Source organism: Acidocella aluminiidurans (assembly GCF_055383125.1).
This window is the reverse complement of record NZ_AP031589.1, coordinates 2,828,104-2,844,254: the sequence shown is the minus strand read 5'-3', so window position 1 is coordinate 2,844,254 and position 16,151 is coordinate 2,828,104. Positions and strand designations below refer to the sequence as shown.

Sequence of the window (16,151 nt, the reverse complement as noted above, 5' to 3'; positions counted from 1 at the left end):
CACAGACAGGAGAACCAGCTTTGGGTGAAAGAATGCAGGGCGATCCGGCGCCTTATTTTGAAACGCACATCTTTGTGTGCGGCAACCGGCGGCCGGAGGGGCATCCGCGGGGCGATTGCGCCAGCAAGGGCTCGGAGAAGATCCGCGATTATATGAAGGTGCGGGTGAAGGAGCTGGGGCTGAAAAACATCCGCGTCAATCAGGCGGGGTGCCTGGATCGGTGCGAGCTGGGGCCCTGTGCGGTGTTTTATCCGGAAGGGGTCTGGTACAAGCTGGATAGTTTCGAGGCGGTGGATGAGGTGATCGAGAAGCACCTGGTTGAGCAGGGCCGCGCCCGCGACAAGATGCTGCCTTAAGTTAAAAAGTTTTTTGGTGCCGCTTTTTTTCAAAAAAGCGGCGAAGACGTTTGGGGCGTTGGCACTTTCGTTGCCAACGCCCCAAACGTCTGTGGGGACTTTTTGAAAAAAGTCCCCACAGCCGCAAAAACTTTTAATACTCTTCGTCGGCGACGTAGGAGCCGATGCGCTGCACCAGATCCGGCTTGGATTTCGCCAGCAGCACCCCGTAAATCACCGAGATCACCAGCAGGCCCAGCGCCAGCTTCGGATACAGGTTGAACGGATAAGGCTGCCCCGGCTCGATCAGCCCCCAAAGCGGCATCAGCATGAACAAGGTGCCGAGCACGGGGATGATCAGATGCGTGAAAACGTTGAAATCCTCACGGTGATAGCGAAGCATATAGACCGGCAGCGCCAGATTGGTGAGCAGGTAGGTGACCACCACCGGGATGGTGCCCAGCGTGCCGGTATCGCCGAACAGGGTCACCGGATCGATATTGTAAAACGTGCCGAAGCCGAGCACGATCACCAAGGCCACCACGATATAGGTCCACATCGCCGCGTGCGGGGTGCGGTGCTGCGGGTGGATCTTGCCGAAGAAAGGCGGCAGCAGCCCCTCGCGCGCGGAGGAGAACAGGATGCGCGCCTGGGCGTTGGTGAGGCCGATCAACGAGGAGAAAATCGAGGTCACGCCCGCGAGATAGGCGATGATGAGGATGCCGGCGGCGGAGGCCTTGAAAGCGTCCACGAAAGGCAGCGAGGAGTTGGTGATCGCCTTCACATCGTTATGGAAGGCCGTCTCCGTCGCGAAGGAGAGGAACATGTACAGAATGCCGATGGACAGCGTGCCGACGATCAGCGCGCGCGGCACGTTGCGGCGGGGATTGGTGGTTTCTTCCGCCAGCATCGCGGAATTCTCCCAACCGATGAACAAATAAATCGCCAGCGGGAAGCCGAGCCCGATGCCCTTCCAGCCGCCGGTGACGGCGGCGATGGTGAAGGGCGCCATCGAGATCGAGCCGCGATTGACCACCAGCATGATCACCGCGCCGACGACCAGCAGGATCAGCTCGAAATAGAAGAAGATCGCCGCCCAGGTGGTGGAGAGCGAAATGCCGCGCGAGACCAGCAGCCCGACAATGGCGGTCGCGATAATCGCCAGCACCTGCCAGGGGATATTGATGCCGAGGAAGGTCTGCAGCGTCTGCGCCGCCCAGCCGCCGGAGATCACCACCACCGAGGAGGCGGCGATGCAATAGCCGACCACGACGAAGATCGACGCCGCCGCCCCCGCCCAGGGGCCAAACGCCATGCCGATGAAGGTGACGAAGGAGCCGGTGCTGGGGCGATAGCGCGAAAACTGCGCCAGCGTGTTGGTGAGGAACAAAATCACCACCATCGCGACCAGAATGGTCAACGGCGCGCCGACGCCGGCACCGGAGGCGATCAGCCCGAAACCAAAGAAAAAGCTCATCGCCGGGGCGATGTTGGCGAGGGTGGAGGCAATGATCTGCGAAAGCCCGAGGCTGTCACGCTTGAGGCGTTCGCCGCCCCGCGAGATTGTGCTCATTATTTTATGATCCCTGCTTGGGTTAGACGTTCGGCCGCCGGATGTGGGCGTCTCGTTTCCTTGTGGTAAAATGAACGTTCCGTCAACTTATTTGTGAGAAGCGATTTAAATAATAGACAAATCCTCTGACCTGCTCAGGCACCCGGCAGCCAGCGCGAGACCTCGATCTCCCCCGCCGGCGGTTTCGGCGGCTGCGGCTTCGCCCCGCCCTGGGCGCGCCAGCGCTGTAGCCGCCAGACATAGGCCAGAACCTCCGCGCAGGCGCGGTAGAGGGCGGTGGGCACATATTCATCCGGCTCCACATAGCGAAACACCGCGCGCGCCAAAGGCGGGGACTGCACCACCGGCACGCCATGGCCGCGGGCCCGGGCGATGATCTCCTCCGCCTGCGGCCCGGCGCCTTTGGCCAGCAGCATCGGCGCCCTGTCCTGCCCGCGGCGATAGCGGATGGCGCAGGCGAAATGGGTGGGGTTGGTGACTACCACGCTGGCCTCCGGCACACGCTGCATCTGCCGGGCGCGGGCCATTTTGCGGGCGAGGGCACGCTGGCGGGATTTTACATGCGGGTTGCCCGCCGCCTCCTTCATCTCCTCGCGCATATCTTCGTCCGACATGCGCAGCTTGCGCCGGTGCAGCCAGAGCTGCACCGCGAAATCCACCCCCGCCAGCAGCGCCAGCACCAGGCAGATGAGGCTCAAACATTGCGTGGCCAGCGCGAAAAAGGCGCTGGCGGCGGGGCGGGGCAGCCAGGCCAGGGCGGTGAAATCCTGCCGGCGCGAGAGGATCGCCACCGCCCCCGCCAGGGCGATGGCCGCCATCTTCAGCACGGATTTGCCTTGTTCGGCCAGGCCATGGCTGGAAATGATCTGCGAAAACCCGGCCTGGGGCAGCAATTTGGAGATGTCCGGCGCCAGCAGATTGAGGGCGAAGACGAACCCGCCCGAGGCGAGGCTGGACGCCGCGCCTATGGCGGCGATGAGCCCGAGCAAGGGGAAGAGCCGCCAGAACACGCCCCCGGCCAGCCCCAGCGCCGCCGGCAAGGGCGCGGTGCCGGCCCGCGCCAGCCCGGCCGCGAACAGATCCAGCAGGCGCAGCCCCAGCCCGCCCGCCGCCACCAGCGCCAGCACCGTGAACAGCACGATGATGGCGGCCCTCGGCAGATCCTGCGAGCGGCTGACATCGCCCCGTTCGGCCGCCTGGCGCAGCCGGCGCTCGGTGGGGGCGTGCTTCTTCTCGCCCGCCCCTTCAGCCATGCGGCATCAACCCGGCGACGAGCGCCATGCACTGGGCGGTGAGATGCGAAATGGCGACGCCAACGGCCGGCACCATGCCGACCAGCACCCAGAGCCCGGCGAGAATCAGCAACGGAAAGCCGACGGAGAGCAGGTTGAGGCTGGGGGCGAAGATGGTGGCGAGCCCAACGGTGAGGTTGACGCAGAACCCCGCCGCCAGCACCGGCAGCGCCAGCGCCAGCGCGGCGGAGAACACCACCCCGCCCATGCCGGCCAGCGCCCCCCAGCCTTGCAGCGGCGCCAGCCCGGCGCCATGCGCGAAGGAATGGGCCAGCGCCATGAACAGCCAAACCGGCCCGCCCGCCGCCATATAGCCGAGCAGCCCGGCCCATTGCATGATATCCGCCAGCACCGAACTGGCCCCCGGCGCATCGCGAAATTGCAGCGTGGCGAAGGACAGCCCCATCGCCTCGCCGATGATCTCGCCGGCGGAGGAGAGCGCGGCGAGGACGATCTGCGCCGCCATGCCGAGCAGCGCGCCATAGGCGATCTGCTCAAAGCCGGTGAGGATGGCGCGGGCCGGGTCCGCCGGGTAGGCGGGCAGGTCCGGCAGCCAGAGGGCGAGCGCCAGGGCCAACGCGCCGGCCAGCAGCGCCTTGACCATGTTGGGAATGAGGGCGGAGCCGAACAAGGGGGCGGTGAGAAACAGCCCGGTGATGCGCAGAAACGGCCAGAGGAAGCGGCCGAACCAGAGCATCACGGTCTGTTCGTCTAAGACCATGGCTGATGCACCAGAAAAGCCGCGCGCATGATGAATTCCCGCGCCAGCGCCTCGAACATCGCCACCGCGCCGAAGCCGCCAGTAACGGCGAGCCCGGCCATGGCGATGGTTTTGGGCAGCAGCGCGAAGGTGGCATCCTCGATCTGCAGGGCCGATTGGATGATGGCGGTGACGATGCCGACCAGCAGCAGCACCGCGACGCAGGGCCACAACGCCGCCAGCGCCAGCGAAAAGGCATGTTGCAGCAAGTACAGATAAAGCGGCATCAGCCGAAACTATTGGCCAGCGTGCCTAAAACCAGCACCCAGCCATGGATGGAGACAAAGACCAGCAATTTCAGCGGCAAGGAGATCAGCGTGGGCGAGACCATGATCATGCCCAGCGACATCAGGATGGAGGCGACCGCGAGATCGATCAGCACGAAGGGAATATAGACCAGAAAGCCGATCTGAAAGGCGGTCTCCAGCTCCGAGGTGGCGAAGGCCGGGACCAGCACGGTGAAGGGCACATCGCGCGGCGACGCATAATGCTGGCCGGAGAGATCGACGAACAGATGCAGCGGCGCCTTGCGGGTTTGCGCGAGCATGAAATCACGCTCCGGCGGTTGCGCGGCGGCGATGGCCTCGGAGAAGGTGATCTGCCCGGCGAGATAGGGCTGCAGGGCCTTGTCCTGCTCCTGCTGAATGACACCGCGCATGACGAAGACGGAGAGCGCCAAGGCCAAGGCCGCCAGCACCATGTTGGGCGGCGTGGTTTGCAGCCCGATCGCCTGGCGCATGATGGAGAGGACGATGATGATGCGGGTGAAGCTCGTCATCAGCAGGATCAACCCCGGCAGGAAGGCGAGCGTGGTGATGACCAGCAAGCTCTGCACATCCAGCGAGTAGGCTTCGCCGCCATTCTTCGCCAACGTGTTGACGATGGTGAGCCCCGCCGGCGCGGCATGCGCGGCACCGGCCAGCAGCAGCGGCGCGGCATAGGCCAGGGGCTTATTCATCGGCATCGAGCCGGCTGAGCAAGGCGATGCCGCCGCGCCCGACGCCGAGCAGCAAGACCTGCCCGCCCGCCTGCGCGATGACGAGACTTTGCTGCCCGCCCAGCGCCCGGGCGGCGAGAATGGCGAGAGGCATGTTCGCCGCCGCCGGCGCGGCCCTGGCGCGCAGGCGGCGCAGCAGAAAGGCGCCTGCCACGAGGCAGCCCAGAAGGATCAGTAAGGTCGCGATGGTGGAAGCCGCAGCGGAAATTGTTTCCGTGCCCATTTTGGCTCAATCCTGTTGCACAAGGTTGGTGATGTAGGCGGCGGTGAACGGATCCGGCGGGGTGAAGCCGGCATTTTTGTCCAGCACCTGGTTGGCGAGCGAAACGCAGCTTTTCGTCAGCGCGTCATGGGTGGCAGGGTCCATCAACTGCTTCGCCGTCTGCTTCATCAAAAGCGTGATCGTCTCCGCCTTGATGATGGGCAGCAGCGCGTTGAAACTGTCGATCGCCTTCTGATCCGTGGTGGCGTATTGGATGGAAATCTGCACGAAGCCCTGCCCGGCCTGGCCGCTGGAATCCAGCGGCACGCTCACCACCATATTCTCCAGCGTGCCAAAGAGGAGCGGCTTCGGCGGCGGGGGTTTCGGATGGGCGGCGGGGCCGTGGTGGCTGGTCATTTTCATATAAAGCAGCGCGCCGCCACCGCCGCCACCGATGAGCACCAGCGCGCCGACCGCGCCGAGAATGATCTTCTTCATCGCAACTCCTCAAATCGCATTCAGCAATGAATCAAACATCGTGTTGGCGGCGCTGATGGCCTTTGCCGCCGCCTGGTAGGCTTGCTCGTAATTCGTCATCAGCACCGCCTGCTGGTTGCTATCCACCCCGGCGATGGTGGCGAGGTTGGTGGTGGCGGTGGTGACCTGCGAGGCTGTCGATGTCGCCAGCGCCTGCGCGGCGGCGGCGTTGGCGCCCAAATCCGTCGATAATCCAACGAAACTTTGCTCCAGCGTACCGGAACTGGTGGTTCCGGTCGTGGTCCATAGATTGGCCAGACGCTGCGCATTGCTGCCGCTGGCACTGCCGCCGGGGCTCAGGCTCAGCGTGTCTCCCGCCACCGGCGCGCCGGTGAGTGGCAAATTCCAATATTGCCCGGACGCCAGACCGGACGGGTAGGCCACCGCGAGATTGCCGCCATTGCTGCCCAGCGTGCCGCTGGCGATGATTGTGCCGGGACTGGCCACCGTGGAAACATTATAGGCGCTGGCAGAGGTAAAGGTGAGCAGCAGATTTTGTCCGTAATAGCTGGCCGGCACCACGGCGCTGCCGCTGGCGGGGCTGGTGGTCACGGAATCCGTGCCGACATTGATGGTCCCGGCATTCTTATTGATAACGGACCCATCTGTTTGCAGCGTCCCGTCGGTCGCGACATAAGGGTCGGCGGCGGCGATATCGTTGGGGGTTGTCGCGGCAACGGCAATGGCATTGGCGGCACCCGGGGCGGGATTGACGGTGAAGCTGTCGCCATTATTGGCGGTGCCGGAAATGCTCAGCGCCAGCCCGGCAAAAGCCGGCGGCGTGCCGCTGACCGTGTAGCTCTGGCCGTTGGCTTGATCCACGGCGCTCCAGCCGCTTGCGCTGTTGTAGGTTAGGGTGAAGGGCCCGCCATTCGCCGGCAGAGCCGCTTCATTGCTCAGGCTCGCCGTGATGACGGCGCTGCCGCTATTGCCGCTGCTGGGCGCGACGCTGGGTGCCGGGACGGAAAAAATCGGCGTGCCGCTGGTGCCGGTTGGTGTTAGGCCCTGCGCCTGGGCGGTGTTCACCTGCGCTGCAAACACCACCGCCAATGCGCTAAGAGACTGCGTCGCCTGCCCGCCCGCGGCGATGTTGGCGAGGGTGGCGCCGAGCGATCCATCGGATTCGCCCAGCGTCAGCTTCATCTGATTCGCGCCAGCACTCAGCGTGGTTTGGCCGTTGGCGTTTTCCGCCACCGCCAGCGCCTGCACGCCGCTTTGATCCACCAGCACGGTGCCGCCCGTGGCCACCACCACCCCGCCATCGCTTTGCGGAATAATATTAACGGGCAGATAGTGCGACAGCGCATTTAAAGCGGAATCACGCTGGTCCAGCAGACTAGGTGAATTTGGCGCGGTCTGCAGGGATTTGTTCAAATTGCTGAGCTGCTGCAAAATCTGGTTGGCGGCGGTGACATTCGAGCTCAGCCCCGCCTGCTGACCGGAGACGACGCTGGCGATGCTGGTCGCGGCGGTCTGGAAGGTTCCGACGACATTGCCGGCATCCGACAAAACCGTCTGGCGCAGCGCGGAACTTGAGGGGCTGGCGGCGAGGCTGCCAATATCGGAGAAAAATTGGTTAATCGCCGTCTGCACATTGCCGTTATTGGTCAGGGCGTTGGAAATGTCGGTCAGAGCCGTGGATTGTGCGCTGGCGGCGGCGCTGGCGCTGTTCGCCGTTCGCAGTTGAGACGCCGCAAAGCCGGAGGCGGCGCGTGTGATCTGCGCGGGCAGCACCCCCGCGCCTGGCTGCCCAGCCGCCGCCTGCGCCGTTTGCGCGTCAACGTTTTCCACCGTGTAGCCGGCGGTATTGGCGTTGGCGAGATTATTGGAAACCGTCGAAATGCCGGCCTCAAAGAGCTGCAGCCCGGACAAAGCGGCATTGATGGCGTTGTTGAGACCACTCATGGTTGCGCTCCGCTATTCAAAGATGATGCTCCGACCGACTGCAGCACCGCGCTCATCAAAGGCGATTGCGCGATTTTCATGATTTTTTCCGCATATTGGCCGTCCGTCGCATAGCCGCCATCCTGCAGGGCCCGCGCGAATCCGGCGACGCTGCCCTGGCCCGTGGCACTCTGATAGTTGGACTGGATCAGGCCGACATAATCCGAAACGCTGGCGGTGGAATCAGTATAATCACGAAATGCCGCGTCCTGCGCGACCGCCACGCCATTCTGGATTTCATGCGTCGCCCGCAGGCTGCCGGATTGGCCAGGCTTGGCCTTGATGCCGAACAGATTATGGCCGGGTGCCGCAGCCCCCCACCCGGTTTCCAATGCCGTTTGCGCCAGCACCGCCACCGCCGGCACCCCGAGCGCCTGCGCGGCCGCGGTGATTTGCGGCCAGATGGATTTGGCAAAATTCGTGGCCTGATCCAGCTCTTGTTCAGAGCCGGGGGTTGGTTGGAGCGGCGGTGCCAACGGGGTTTCATCGACCGGCGCCGGCGCGCCCATGGCGGCAAGCACGGAAGCGGTGGAGGCGGCCGGGACCGGGGTTTGCAGCGCCTGCCCGCCAATCTGGCGCTGCGCGGCCTGCAGCAGCCGAGCATCATATTTGCCAAAATCGTTCTGCGCGAGATTCCACAGGAACATGCTCTGGAAATCGCTGCCGCCCTGACCCAGCGTGGACGCATCCATGCCGGTTTCATTCAGCGCGCTGAGCATCTGATACCAGAGCAACCCGGTCAGATGCTGCATCGCCTCCTTCTGCGTCGGCCTGGTTGGCGCGGGTGTGGCGGCATTTAGGGCGGTGCGTGCCTCGATCATCATATCACCTTGATGGTTCCGTTGATGGCGCCGGCTTGCTTCAGCGCCTGGATGATGGCGATCAGGTCTTGCGGGGTGGCGCCCACCGCATTCAACGCCGCGGCCACATCCTGCAACGTCGCGGCACGGGGCAGATTGATGACCTGCGCCTTGCTCTGCTTGGCGTTGACCGCCGTATTGCGTACGCCGACGGTCGAGCCATTGGAAAACGGCCCTGGCTGGCTCACGCTATTTTGCGTCTGGATGGTAACGGTCAGATCGCCGTGGCTGACAACGGCCGGACCCAACGTGACCCCGGCATTCATCACGATGGTACCGCTTTGCGCATCCACCACGATGGTCGGCGCCTGGCCGACAGGGGTGATCGGCAAGGCGAGCACATTGGCCATGAAGCGCATCGCATCCTGGCCCTGGGCGGAGAGATCGACCTCACCGGGCGAAACGGCGGTGGCAGCGCCCGCATCATAGCGATTGATGACATCCGCGATCTGTTGGGCGGTCTGGTAACTGGGCTGGTTGAGCAGCAGCGCGGCGGCGCCGTTGATCGCGTAGGTGGCGGGAATCGTCGTGGCCAGGATGGCGCCGCCGGGCAAGCTGCCGACTGTCGGCACATTCACGCTGGCGGATGTTCCACCGGCACTCGCTGCGAATCCGCTGACCAGCAGCGGCCCCTGCGCCTGGGCATAGACAACGCCATTGCCGCCGCGCAACGGCGTTGGCAATAACACACCACCGGCCAGTGAGGTTGCATTCCCGACCGCGGAGACGGTGACATCCACATGCTGGCCGGAATGCGCGAAGGCGGGAACTTCCGCCGTGACCATCACGGAGGCGACATCGTTGGGCTGCATGGTTGAGACATTCGGCAAGGCGATGCCCATGTTGCGCAGCATGTTGAGGATGGATTGCTGCGTGTAGGGAACCTGGGTCGTCTGGTCGCCCGTGCCGGGTAGGCCGACGACCAGACCGTAGCCATAAAGCTGGTTGCTGGGCGCGCCGGCGACGGATACCAGCTGGCCGATGGTCGTCGTATCGCCGGCGGCGAAGGCCTTGCCACCGGCAAAGATCAGGAGCGCCAGAAAAGGTGCGACGCAGCTTCGCATCAGAACGGCGCGATCTTGTTAAGGACGCGCTGCAGCCAAGGCAGCTGATGCGCGCCGTTGATTGGCCCGATCCCGACATATTGCACGTTCATATCGGCAACCTGATTCGAGCTGATGGTGGTATTGGCGGCGATATCGTCCGGGCTGGCATAGCCGGTGACGACGATGGAAATCACATTGCCATTGATGTTCACGTTGGTACGGCCTTCAAGAGCGAGAATGCCATTGGCGTCGACATGGGTGACAACCGCCTCGACCTGACCGGAAATATTATTCGCCGCACTCGCCGCGCCGGTTCCGGTATATTCCTGATCGGACGTGGCGCCGATGGAAGGCGCGAGGCTGCCGCCATTGATATGGCCAAAGCTCATCGGAATTCCCATGAAACTCGTCATGGAATCGTTCAGCGTCCCGGTCCGCTTCAGAGCGGCGTTGTCGGTATTGCTCGCGGTGCTGCTGGTGACGATGTCGATTGTGACGAGATCGCCCATCCGCCAGTCGCGCCGCGGCTCGTAAAGTGAGCCCATTGTGGATGCCGGAAAAACCGACCCGTCCTGCGATGCGACCGGCGGCAAGGCTGCCACCGGAAACGCCGCCGGTTTGACCAGACTGGGCGGCGGCGCCGCGATCGTCTGGCAGCCGGCAAGCAGCAAAACGGGCAGCAGACGCTTCATGCGCCGGCCGCCGCCTGGGCGAGATAGTTGAGCTGATTATCGATGGCGCTGGCCACCTGGGTGCCGAGCTGGTAGGCGCGCTCGGCCGAGATCATGTTCACCATCGACTGCACGACATCCACATTCGAGGCTTCGAGATAGGATTGGTTGACGGAGCCAAGACCGTTGCTCTGCGGCGCGCCATTGACGGCGGTGCCCGAGGAGGTCGTGGACGCATACAGATTCCCGCCCAGCGGCTGCAGCCCTTGCGGGTTGACGAAATTCGCCAGCTGGATCTGGCCAATTTGCGAGGCGGTGGAGGAGCCGGGCAATGTCACGGAAACCGTTCCATCCGTCCCGATCGTCACCGAGGTGGCATTGCTGGGAATGGTGACGTTGGGGAGGACCTGATAGCCCGATGAGGTGACGAGCTGGCCCGTGGCGTTGAGCTGAAACGCGCCATCGCGCGTGTAGGCGGTTTGACCGTTGGGCAGCAAGACCTGGAAATAGCCGGATCCGTTGATCGCCAGATCGAGCGGGTTGCCGGTGCTGGTCAGTGCGCCCTGGGTCAAGGTATCCTTCACCGACGCAACCTTCACGCCGGTCCCGATTTCGAGCCCGGAGGGATAGACGGTCTGGCCGGTTGAATTTGCGCCGGGCTGAATGCCGTCCTGATACAGCAAGGTTTGGAATTCCGGTGTTTCGGACTTGAACCCCGTCGTGTTCACGTTCGAGAGATTATCGGCGATCGTGTTCATCATCGTCTGGCTGGCGGCGAGGCCGGTGGCGATCGTGTCCAATGCGTGGTTCATGGTACGGCTCCAAATTCTGGCATGACGAATCAGCCCTGCGCCAAGATATTATTGAGATCCTGCGATGCACTGCTTTGTGTTTTCATCAGGTCCGTCTGCAGCTGATAGGACCGGCTGCTATCGATCATCTCCATCATCGCGCTGGTGGGATCGACATTGCTGTCATTGATGTAGCCTTGGTGCAGCGAGGCTGTGCTGCTCTGGCTTAAATTCGTTCCCGCCGGGGCTTGATAGAGCGAGCCGCCAAGCGCGCTGAGCTTGCCGGACGGCGTGGCGACCAGACCGATCCGCCCATAGATTTTCGCATCGCCGCCCGGATTTCCGGCGTCGATGCCAGAGATCGTCCCATCCTCGCCGATTTGCAGTTTCGTCAAAGGCGGAAGGCTGATCGGCGTGCCGTTATTGTCGAGGATCGGATTGCCGGAACTATCCGTCAGCAGACCAGCCGCGGAGATGCTGAGTGTGCCGTTGCGCGTCAGGGCCGTGCCGCTGGGCGTTTGCACCCGCAGCCAACCATCTCCGGCAATGGCGACATTCAGCGGATCGCCGGTCTGGCGCATGGGGCCTGGCTTCAGATCCGGCCCCAGCGTTTCCACGGCCGCATCCGCTCCCACCGGTGCATTGCTGCCGCTATAGGCCTGCGCATCCGTCACCGCCTGCACGGCTTCATAGCCAGCGGTTTGCGCGTTGGCGAGGTTGCTGGCCACGGCTTGCATCTGCGCGGTAATCGCCTGCAGCCCGGCCATGCCGGTATAGAGGGAATCCGAATACATCGCGTTCTACCTTGTTAAATCTGCACTAGCCTCTGGCTGTCCTGCTGCTCGGTCTGGATCACCGACGTGTTCGCTTGGTAGGCTTGCTGATACTGAATCAGCGAGACGAGCAAAGAGGAGGTGGAGGCATTGGACGCTTCCAGCTCGCCGCCGGAGAGCGTTCCGGCTTGGCCGCTGCCTGGCGTATTCACCACCGGCTGTCCGGAGCTGTTGGTGACGGCGTAAAGATTGCCGGTGACCGGGTTCAGCCCCTCCGGATTGATGAAATTGGCCAGCGCAATTTTGCCCGCACTCAGCGTCTGCCCGTTGGAATAGCTGGCTTGCACCGAGCCATCGGAGGAAATGCTGCTGCCGGTGTAATTACCCGGCGCATAGCCGTTATTGGTGATGCCGGCGACGGCGAAGCTTTGCGCCGCCAAGGTGGTGCCGGTGAAATTCATTGCGATATTCGACGCCGCCGCGCCATTTCCCCAATTCACAGACAGGGTGGCGGGACTGCCCGAGGTGAGCGTGCCGGAGCTGGAGAAGCCCAGCGTCGTCAAATTCTGCGGCGTGCCAACAGTTGTGCCGTTGGCCAATTCGGGCTGGGCGTAAACCGTCCAGCTCGGCGTGGCGCCGCTGGTCGCGGGCTGGTTCTGCACCAGATAAAGCTGCACGCGATTGGCATTGCCCAGGGAATCGTAGGTGACGGCGGACGTGCTCTCGCTATAGGTCGTCGGGTCCGATGGGTTGAAGGTCGTGGTGGAGGGAATTGTCGCGTCACCGGAATTCAAATTCAGCGTCAGCCCGAGCGTGCTGGTGGCGTTGGCGGCGACGGCCCCGGTATTGATCGTGATCGGCCCCAGCGTATTGCCCTGCACACCATTAACCGTCGCGTAGCCCAATAATTTTGAGCCATTCAGCGTTTCCAACTGGCCCGAGGAGCTGAGCTGAAACGCGCCGTCGCGGGTATATTGTTGCGCGCCGTTGCTGGAGACGATGAAATAGCCATTACCTTGGATCGCGGCGTCCAGCGAATTGCCTGTCGAGGTCAGATTGCCTTCGGTCAGATCCGTCGACATGCCTTCCAACGAGGAGCCGATGCCAGGCGTATTGGTGGCGTTGCTCGGATAAATATCCTGGAACAGCGCCGTTTGGCTTTTATAGGCCGTGGTGTTGGCATTGGCGAGATTATTTGAAACGGTGTTGAGCCCGGTCTGGGCGCTTGTGAGGCCTGATAAGGCGGTTTGCAGAGTCATGAGGATGCTCCGAGAACAGTTTGAACGGAAGAAACGGGCAATGCGCTGGCGCTGCCGGCGACATCCAGGCTTGGTGTGCCGTTGGTAAGATTGACGCCTTGGACATTGTAAACCGTGTAGGGCGTGGCGGAGATCGGCGCGCCGCTGGCGCTGGCGGCGCTGATCTGATAGCTATAGCTGTCGCCGGCGGTGCCGCCTGTCCATTTGAAGCTTTGCTGTCCCGCTGGCAGCGCCCCCAGACTCATCGTCCCCGCGACACTGCCATTGGCGTTCAGAATCGTAACATCGGTATTGGCGCTGGCACTTGGCAGATTGAAGGCGCCGGTCGCGCTGCCGCTGCTATTTGCGAACAGGCTGTTGCCGCTGACCGCCACTTGCCGCCCCACCAGCGCCGAGGCCTGGGCCAGCTGGGCGGCGCCATTCGCGGTTTGCAAACCCGTGAGGGTGCTGTTGAGCTGGTTGATGCCATCCACCGTCGAAATCGCCGCGAATTCCTGTGTCATCTGCGTCGGGTCGGCGGGGGAGGTTGGCGATTGATATTTCAACTGTGCCGTCAGAAGTTGCAGGAAATCATTCTGCGTCAGGCTGGCGGCGCTGCCGGATGAGGCCGTGCTCGCGGTGCTCGAGGCGGCGACCGAGGCGTTGGAAATGCCGCTGGTATTGGTGCTGGGCGAGGTCATGCTGGTCATCACGTCACCTGAAAGCTGTTGATGATTTGCTGATCGATCCGCGTGGATTGCTGGAGCAGCGCGACCGAGGCGGAATAGGAATTCGAGCTGTCGATCATGTTCACCATCTCATCGACCGGTGAAACATTCGAGGAGGTGACATAGCCGGAGGCATCCGCGTAGGGATTGCCGGGATCATATTTGCGCGTCGGCGGCGCGTTGCTTTGCACGCTGGTTAAAACCTGCACACCGAGCGGGGGAGTGGCGCCATCCATCTGCGTCGCATCCACCACCGGCGCCGCCTGGAAAACCAGCTCCTGCGCCCGGTAAGGCTGCGCGCCCGGCGCGGCGATGGAGGAGGCGTTCGCGAGGTTCGAGGAAATCGCGCTGAGCCGTTGATCCTGCGCCGCCAAGGCGCTGCCGATAATTGAGAAAACACCATTGCCCATGAGATGAATCGCCTTTAATTGCCGCCGGGATTGGGACGCAGCGCGGTGACCAGCGCCGTGGTGGATTGATGCAGAAATGTCGCGGCGGCTTGCATCTGTTCGCCATTCTGCACGGCCTCGATACGTTCATTATCGAGCGAGACATCATTGCCATTCAGCCCGACCACGCCATCCATGCGATATTGCGGACCGGCATCCTGCCCCTCGCCCGCCCCCAGGCTGCTGGCCAGGGCAGAGTCAAAGGAGATATCGACCGCCTTGTAATTCGGCGTATCCGCATTGGCGACATTATTGGCGATGAGGTCCGCGCGCTCCTGCCGGACATTCAGCACGGCGCCATAGAAATCCAGAAATCCAGCCTGCATCATCAGCTTCCTTCATTCCGCCGACGGGATCGCGGCATGTGCCGCCCCATTCGGGCTTCAGGAAGAGATCTATCCGGGTGGGATGAAGAAATGGTAAAAACAGGCCTGATCCTGCCTGTCCTGTATCGCTATATTCGAAATCCGCGGCGCCGGATTTCCTGGCAGCACCCTCCTTGATAAAAAAAACTGCCCGAAGGCAGTTTTTTCTGGTTCAGGCCGCTTGCCCTTTCAAGCGTTGCAACACCTCCTCATGCAGCCGCCGCTGATCCTCGCTTACATAAAGCGCCGCGAGATCCGCTGAGGCAAAATGCGTGCCGGGGGGCATCTGCGCGTCGGACATGCGCTCAAGCGCCACGATCACGCAATCGGCGATCTGTTTCGCAAAATCCTGCCGCTGCGCCTCGACAAAAGCGAGATGGTCCAGCTTGCGACGAATTTCGGCGATCTCGCTTATCGCCTCATTGCGTTCGCGCTCCAGCACCGGACTGGCCTGCGGCGATTGCCGATTAATATCGGCCAGCAATCCGGACAGCCAGGACAGCAAGGCCGAGGTCCGCCAAAGCAGATCAAACGCGTCGCTCGCATCCATCTTGTCGCGCAAATGCGAAACCTGCTCGGCCAGGATGGCACAGACCAGCTTTTCATTTGCCTCAGCCATCCCGCTCATCTCTGATCTCCTTTATTTTACCGGGCAAAGCTGCTTGACGACGGATAAAAGCTGGTTCGGCTCCGCCGGCTTGGTCAGCCAGCCCGATGCCCCGGCGGCCCGCGCCTCGTCGCGCTTGCGCCCGCCTGATTCCGTTGTCAGCACGATGATCGGCGTGAAGCGCGCGGAGGCGATCTTGCGGGCTTCCTTGATGAAGCCGATGCCGTCCAGCTCCGGCATGTTCAGGTCCGTCAGGATCGCCGCCGGCTTCAACCCTCCGCTCAGCTTGGTGATTCCCTCGCGCCCGTTCATGCCGGTCTCGACCTCATAGCCCGCTCCTTTCAGGATATGTGACAGACTCATCACCATTGTGGCGGAATCGTCGAGAACAAGAATAATCGGCATGAGAACGGCGCTCCAATCAGCTATATTTGCGCAGGGTCGCGCCAGAATGGCTGGGAAGTGTTGAGAGGCGGTTAAAGCGACAATAAAAATCGCCCGCGCCGATTTTAAGAATTGATTAGGCGTACGGATTTAATCGTGCGGCATGAGCAAAGTTTTCCTGATTTCCGAAAATAAATTTCCCCGGCGCGGGCGGCGGCCGCGCTGAGGCGGCGCGGGCGATCCCGCCCCGCGCCGCTCCCGCTTTTATCCTTGGTCCATAAAGGAGCTGTTCGATGATCTCAACGATTCTGGGGCAGGGTGTCGCCGGCGGCGCGAGCGCCTCGGCCGCAACCGCACCGCAGCCCGGACATTTTCTGTCCCTGGTCTCGGACGCGCTGCAACAGGTCAGCGCCAGCCAGCAGGCGGCCACGGCGGCGGAGGCCGGCTACAGCGCCGGGCTGCCGGGCGCCACGCTGGGCAAGGCGCTGGTGGCGAGCGACAGGGCGGATGTGGCCTGGAACGCGACCGTCGCGGTCCGCAATGAAATTGTCTCCGCCTATCAGGCGGTGATGAACATGCAGTTCTGATCGATGGAGCGG

21 protein-coding genes are annotated in these 16,151 nt (G+C 62.8%); 2 read left to right on the top strand and 19 right to left on the bottom strand.

Going from position 1 to position 16,151, the window contains the following annotated elements; translation table 11 throughout:
- Window positions 1–20: 20 nt before the first annotated feature.
- Entirely contained in the window at window positions 21–356 is a 336-nt protein-coding gene (locus ACZ46S_RS14035) for a (2Fe-2S) ferredoxin domain-containing protein (protein WP_464062213.1), read from the top strand.
- 133 nt (window positions 357–489) lie between these two features.
- Here ACZ46S_RS14035 and ACZ46S_RS14030 read toward each other — a convergent pair whose 3' ends face one another.
- From ACZ46S_RS14030 to ACZ46S_RS13940, 19 genes are all read right to left on the bottom strand, one after another.
- The gene (locus ACZ46S_RS14030) at window positions 490–1,908 is read right to left on the bottom strand and encodes an APC family permease (protein WP_295739615.1); all 1,419 of its coding nucleotides are present in this window, start codon (window positions 1,906–1,908) and stop codon (window positions 490–492) included.
- A 134-nt stretch (window positions 1,909–2,042) separates the two neighbouring features.
- Window positions 2,043–3,161 carry an EscU/YscU/HrcU family type III secretion system export apparatus switch protein gene (locus tag ACZ46S_RS14025; RefSeq protein WP_464062212.1) on the bottom strand — a complete coding sequence of 373 codons (1,119 nt, stop codon included), beginning with the start codon at window positions 3,159–3,161 and terminating at the stop codon, window positions 2,043–2,045.
- Window positions 3,154–3,921, bottom strand: coding sequence for a flagellar biosynthetic protein FliR (locus ACZ46S_RS14020; protein WP_464062211.1), 768 nt, complete (start codon window positions 3,919–3,921; stop codon window positions 3,154–3,156). The genes ACZ46S_RS14025 and ACZ46S_RS14020 overlap by 8 nt, the downstream gene beginning before the upstream one ends.
- Window positions 3,912–4,187, bottom strand: a complete 276-nt coding sequence (locus tag ACZ46S_RS14015) for a flagellar biosynthetic protein FliQ (protein WP_464062210.1) — start codon at window positions 4,185–4,187, stop codon at window positions 3,912–3,914. The genes ACZ46S_RS14020 and ACZ46S_RS14015 overlap by 10 nt, the downstream gene beginning before the upstream one ends.
- Window positions 4,187–4,918: a flagellar type III secretion system pore protein FliP gene (gene fliP, locus ACZ46S_RS14010; RefSeq protein WP_464062209.1), complete on the bottom strand. Its 732-nt coding sequence runs from the start codon at window positions 4,916–4,918 to the stop codon at window positions 4,187–4,189. Before fliP ends, ACZ46S_RS14015 begins: the two co-directional genes overlap by 1 nt.
- Window positions 4,911–5,180, bottom strand: a complete 270-nt coding sequence (locus tag ACZ46S_RS14005; RefSeq protein WP_464062208.1) for a flagellar biosynthetic protein FliO — start codon at window positions 5,178–5,180, stop codon at window positions 4,911–4,913. Before ACZ46S_RS14005 ends, fliP begins: the two co-directional genes overlap by 8 nt.
- Window positions 5,181–5,186: 6 nt before the next feature.
- Window positions 5,187–5,657, bottom strand: a complete 471-nt coding sequence (locus ACZ46S_RS14000) for a flagellar basal body-associated FliL family protein (protein ID WP_464062207.1) — start codon at window positions 5,655–5,657, stop codon at window positions 5,187–5,189.
- Between the two features lie 9 nt (window positions 5,658–5,666).
- On the bottom strand, window positions 5,667–7,601 hold the full coding sequence (locus ACZ46S_RS13995) for a FlgK family flagellar hook-associated protein (protein WP_464062206.1): 1,935 nt from the start codon (window positions 7,599–7,601) through the stop codon (window positions 5,667–5,669).
- Window positions 7,598–8,464, bottom strand: coding sequence for a glycoside hydrolase family 73 protein (locus ACZ46S_RS13990; protein ID WP_464062205.1), 867 nt, complete (start codon window positions 8,462–8,464; stop codon window positions 7,598–7,600). Before ACZ46S_RS13990 ends, ACZ46S_RS13995 begins: the two co-directional genes overlap by 4 nt.
- A complete protein-coding gene (locus tag ACZ46S_RS13985; RefSeq protein WP_464062204.1) occupies window positions 8,461–9,564 on the bottom strand; it encodes a flagellar basal body P-ring protein FlgI in 1,104 nt (367 codons plus the stop codon). The genes ACZ46S_RS13990 and ACZ46S_RS13985 overlap by 4 nt, the downstream gene beginning before the upstream one ends.
- Window positions 9,564–10,238, bottom strand: a complete 675-nt coding sequence (locus tag ACZ46S_RS13980) for a flagellar basal body L-ring protein FlgH (protein WP_464062203.1) — start codon at window positions 10,236–10,238, stop codon at window positions 9,564–9,566. The genes ACZ46S_RS13985 and ACZ46S_RS13980 overlap by 1 nt, the downstream gene beginning before the upstream one ends.
- A complete protein-coding gene (gene flgG / locus ACZ46S_RS13975) occupies window positions 10,235–11,029 on the bottom strand; it encodes a flagellar basal-body rod protein FlgG (RefSeq protein ID WP_008494050.1) in 795 nt (264 codons plus the stop codon). Before flgG ends, ACZ46S_RS13980 begins: the two co-directional genes overlap by 4 nt.
- Window positions 11,030–11,058: 29 nt before the next feature.
- Window positions 11,059–11,802: a flagellar hook-basal body complex protein gene (locus tag ACZ46S_RS13970; RefSeq protein ID WP_464062202.1), complete on the bottom strand. Its 744-nt coding sequence runs from the start codon at window positions 11,800–11,802 to the stop codon at window positions 11,059–11,061.
- A 14-nt stretch (window positions 11,803–11,816) separates the two neighbouring features.
- Window positions 11,817–13,040 (bottom strand): flagellar hook protein FlgE, encoded by a 1,224-nt coding sequence (locus ACZ46S_RS13965; RefSeq protein WP_464062201.1) that lies wholly within the window; start codon window positions 13,038–13,040, stop codon window positions 11,817–11,819.
- Window positions 13,037–13,729 carry a flagellar hook assembly protein FlgD gene (locus ACZ46S_RS13960; protein ID WP_464062200.1) on the bottom strand — a complete coding sequence of 231 codons (693 nt, stop codon included), beginning with the start codon at window positions 13,727–13,729 and terminating at the stop codon, window positions 13,037–13,039. Before ACZ46S_RS13960 ends, ACZ46S_RS13965 begins: the two co-directional genes overlap by 4 nt.
- Window positions 13,729–14,157, bottom strand: coding sequence for a flagellar basal body rod protein FlgC (gene flgC, locus ACZ46S_RS13955; RefSeq protein ID WP_464062199.1), 429 nt, complete (start codon window positions 14,155–14,157; stop codon window positions 13,729–13,731). Before flgC ends, ACZ46S_RS13960 begins: the two co-directional genes overlap by 1 nt.
- A gap of 14 nt (window positions 14,158–14,171) precedes the next feature.
- Window positions 14,172–14,525, bottom strand: coding sequence for a flagellar basal body rod protein FlgB (locus ACZ46S_RS13950; RefSeq protein WP_464062198.1), 354 nt, complete (start codon window positions 14,523–14,525; stop codon window positions 14,172–14,174).
- Window positions 14,526–14,733: 208 nt separating this feature from the next.
- Entirely contained in the window at window positions 14,734–15,189 is a 456-nt protein-coding gene (locus tag ACZ46S_RS13945) for a hypothetical protein (protein WP_464062197.1), read from the bottom strand.
- 12 nt (window positions 15,190–15,201) lie between these two features.
- The gene (locus tag ACZ46S_RS13940) at window positions 15,202–15,573 is read right to left on the bottom strand and encodes a response regulator (protein WP_008494043.1); all 372 of its coding nucleotides are present in this window, start codon (window positions 15,571–15,573) and stop codon (window positions 15,202–15,204) included.
- A 272-nt stretch (window positions 15,574–15,845) separates the two neighbouring features.
- Here ACZ46S_RS13940 and ACZ46S_RS13935 point away from each other — a divergent pair, with 272 nt between their 5' ends.
- The gene (locus ACZ46S_RS13935; protein ID WP_464062196.1) at window positions 15,846–16,139 is read left to right on the top strand and encodes a flagellar hook-basal body complex protein FliE; all 294 of its coding nucleotides are present in this window, start codon (window positions 15,846–15,848) and stop codon (window positions 16,137–16,139) included.
- Window positions 16,140–16,151: the final 12 nt, after the last annotated feature.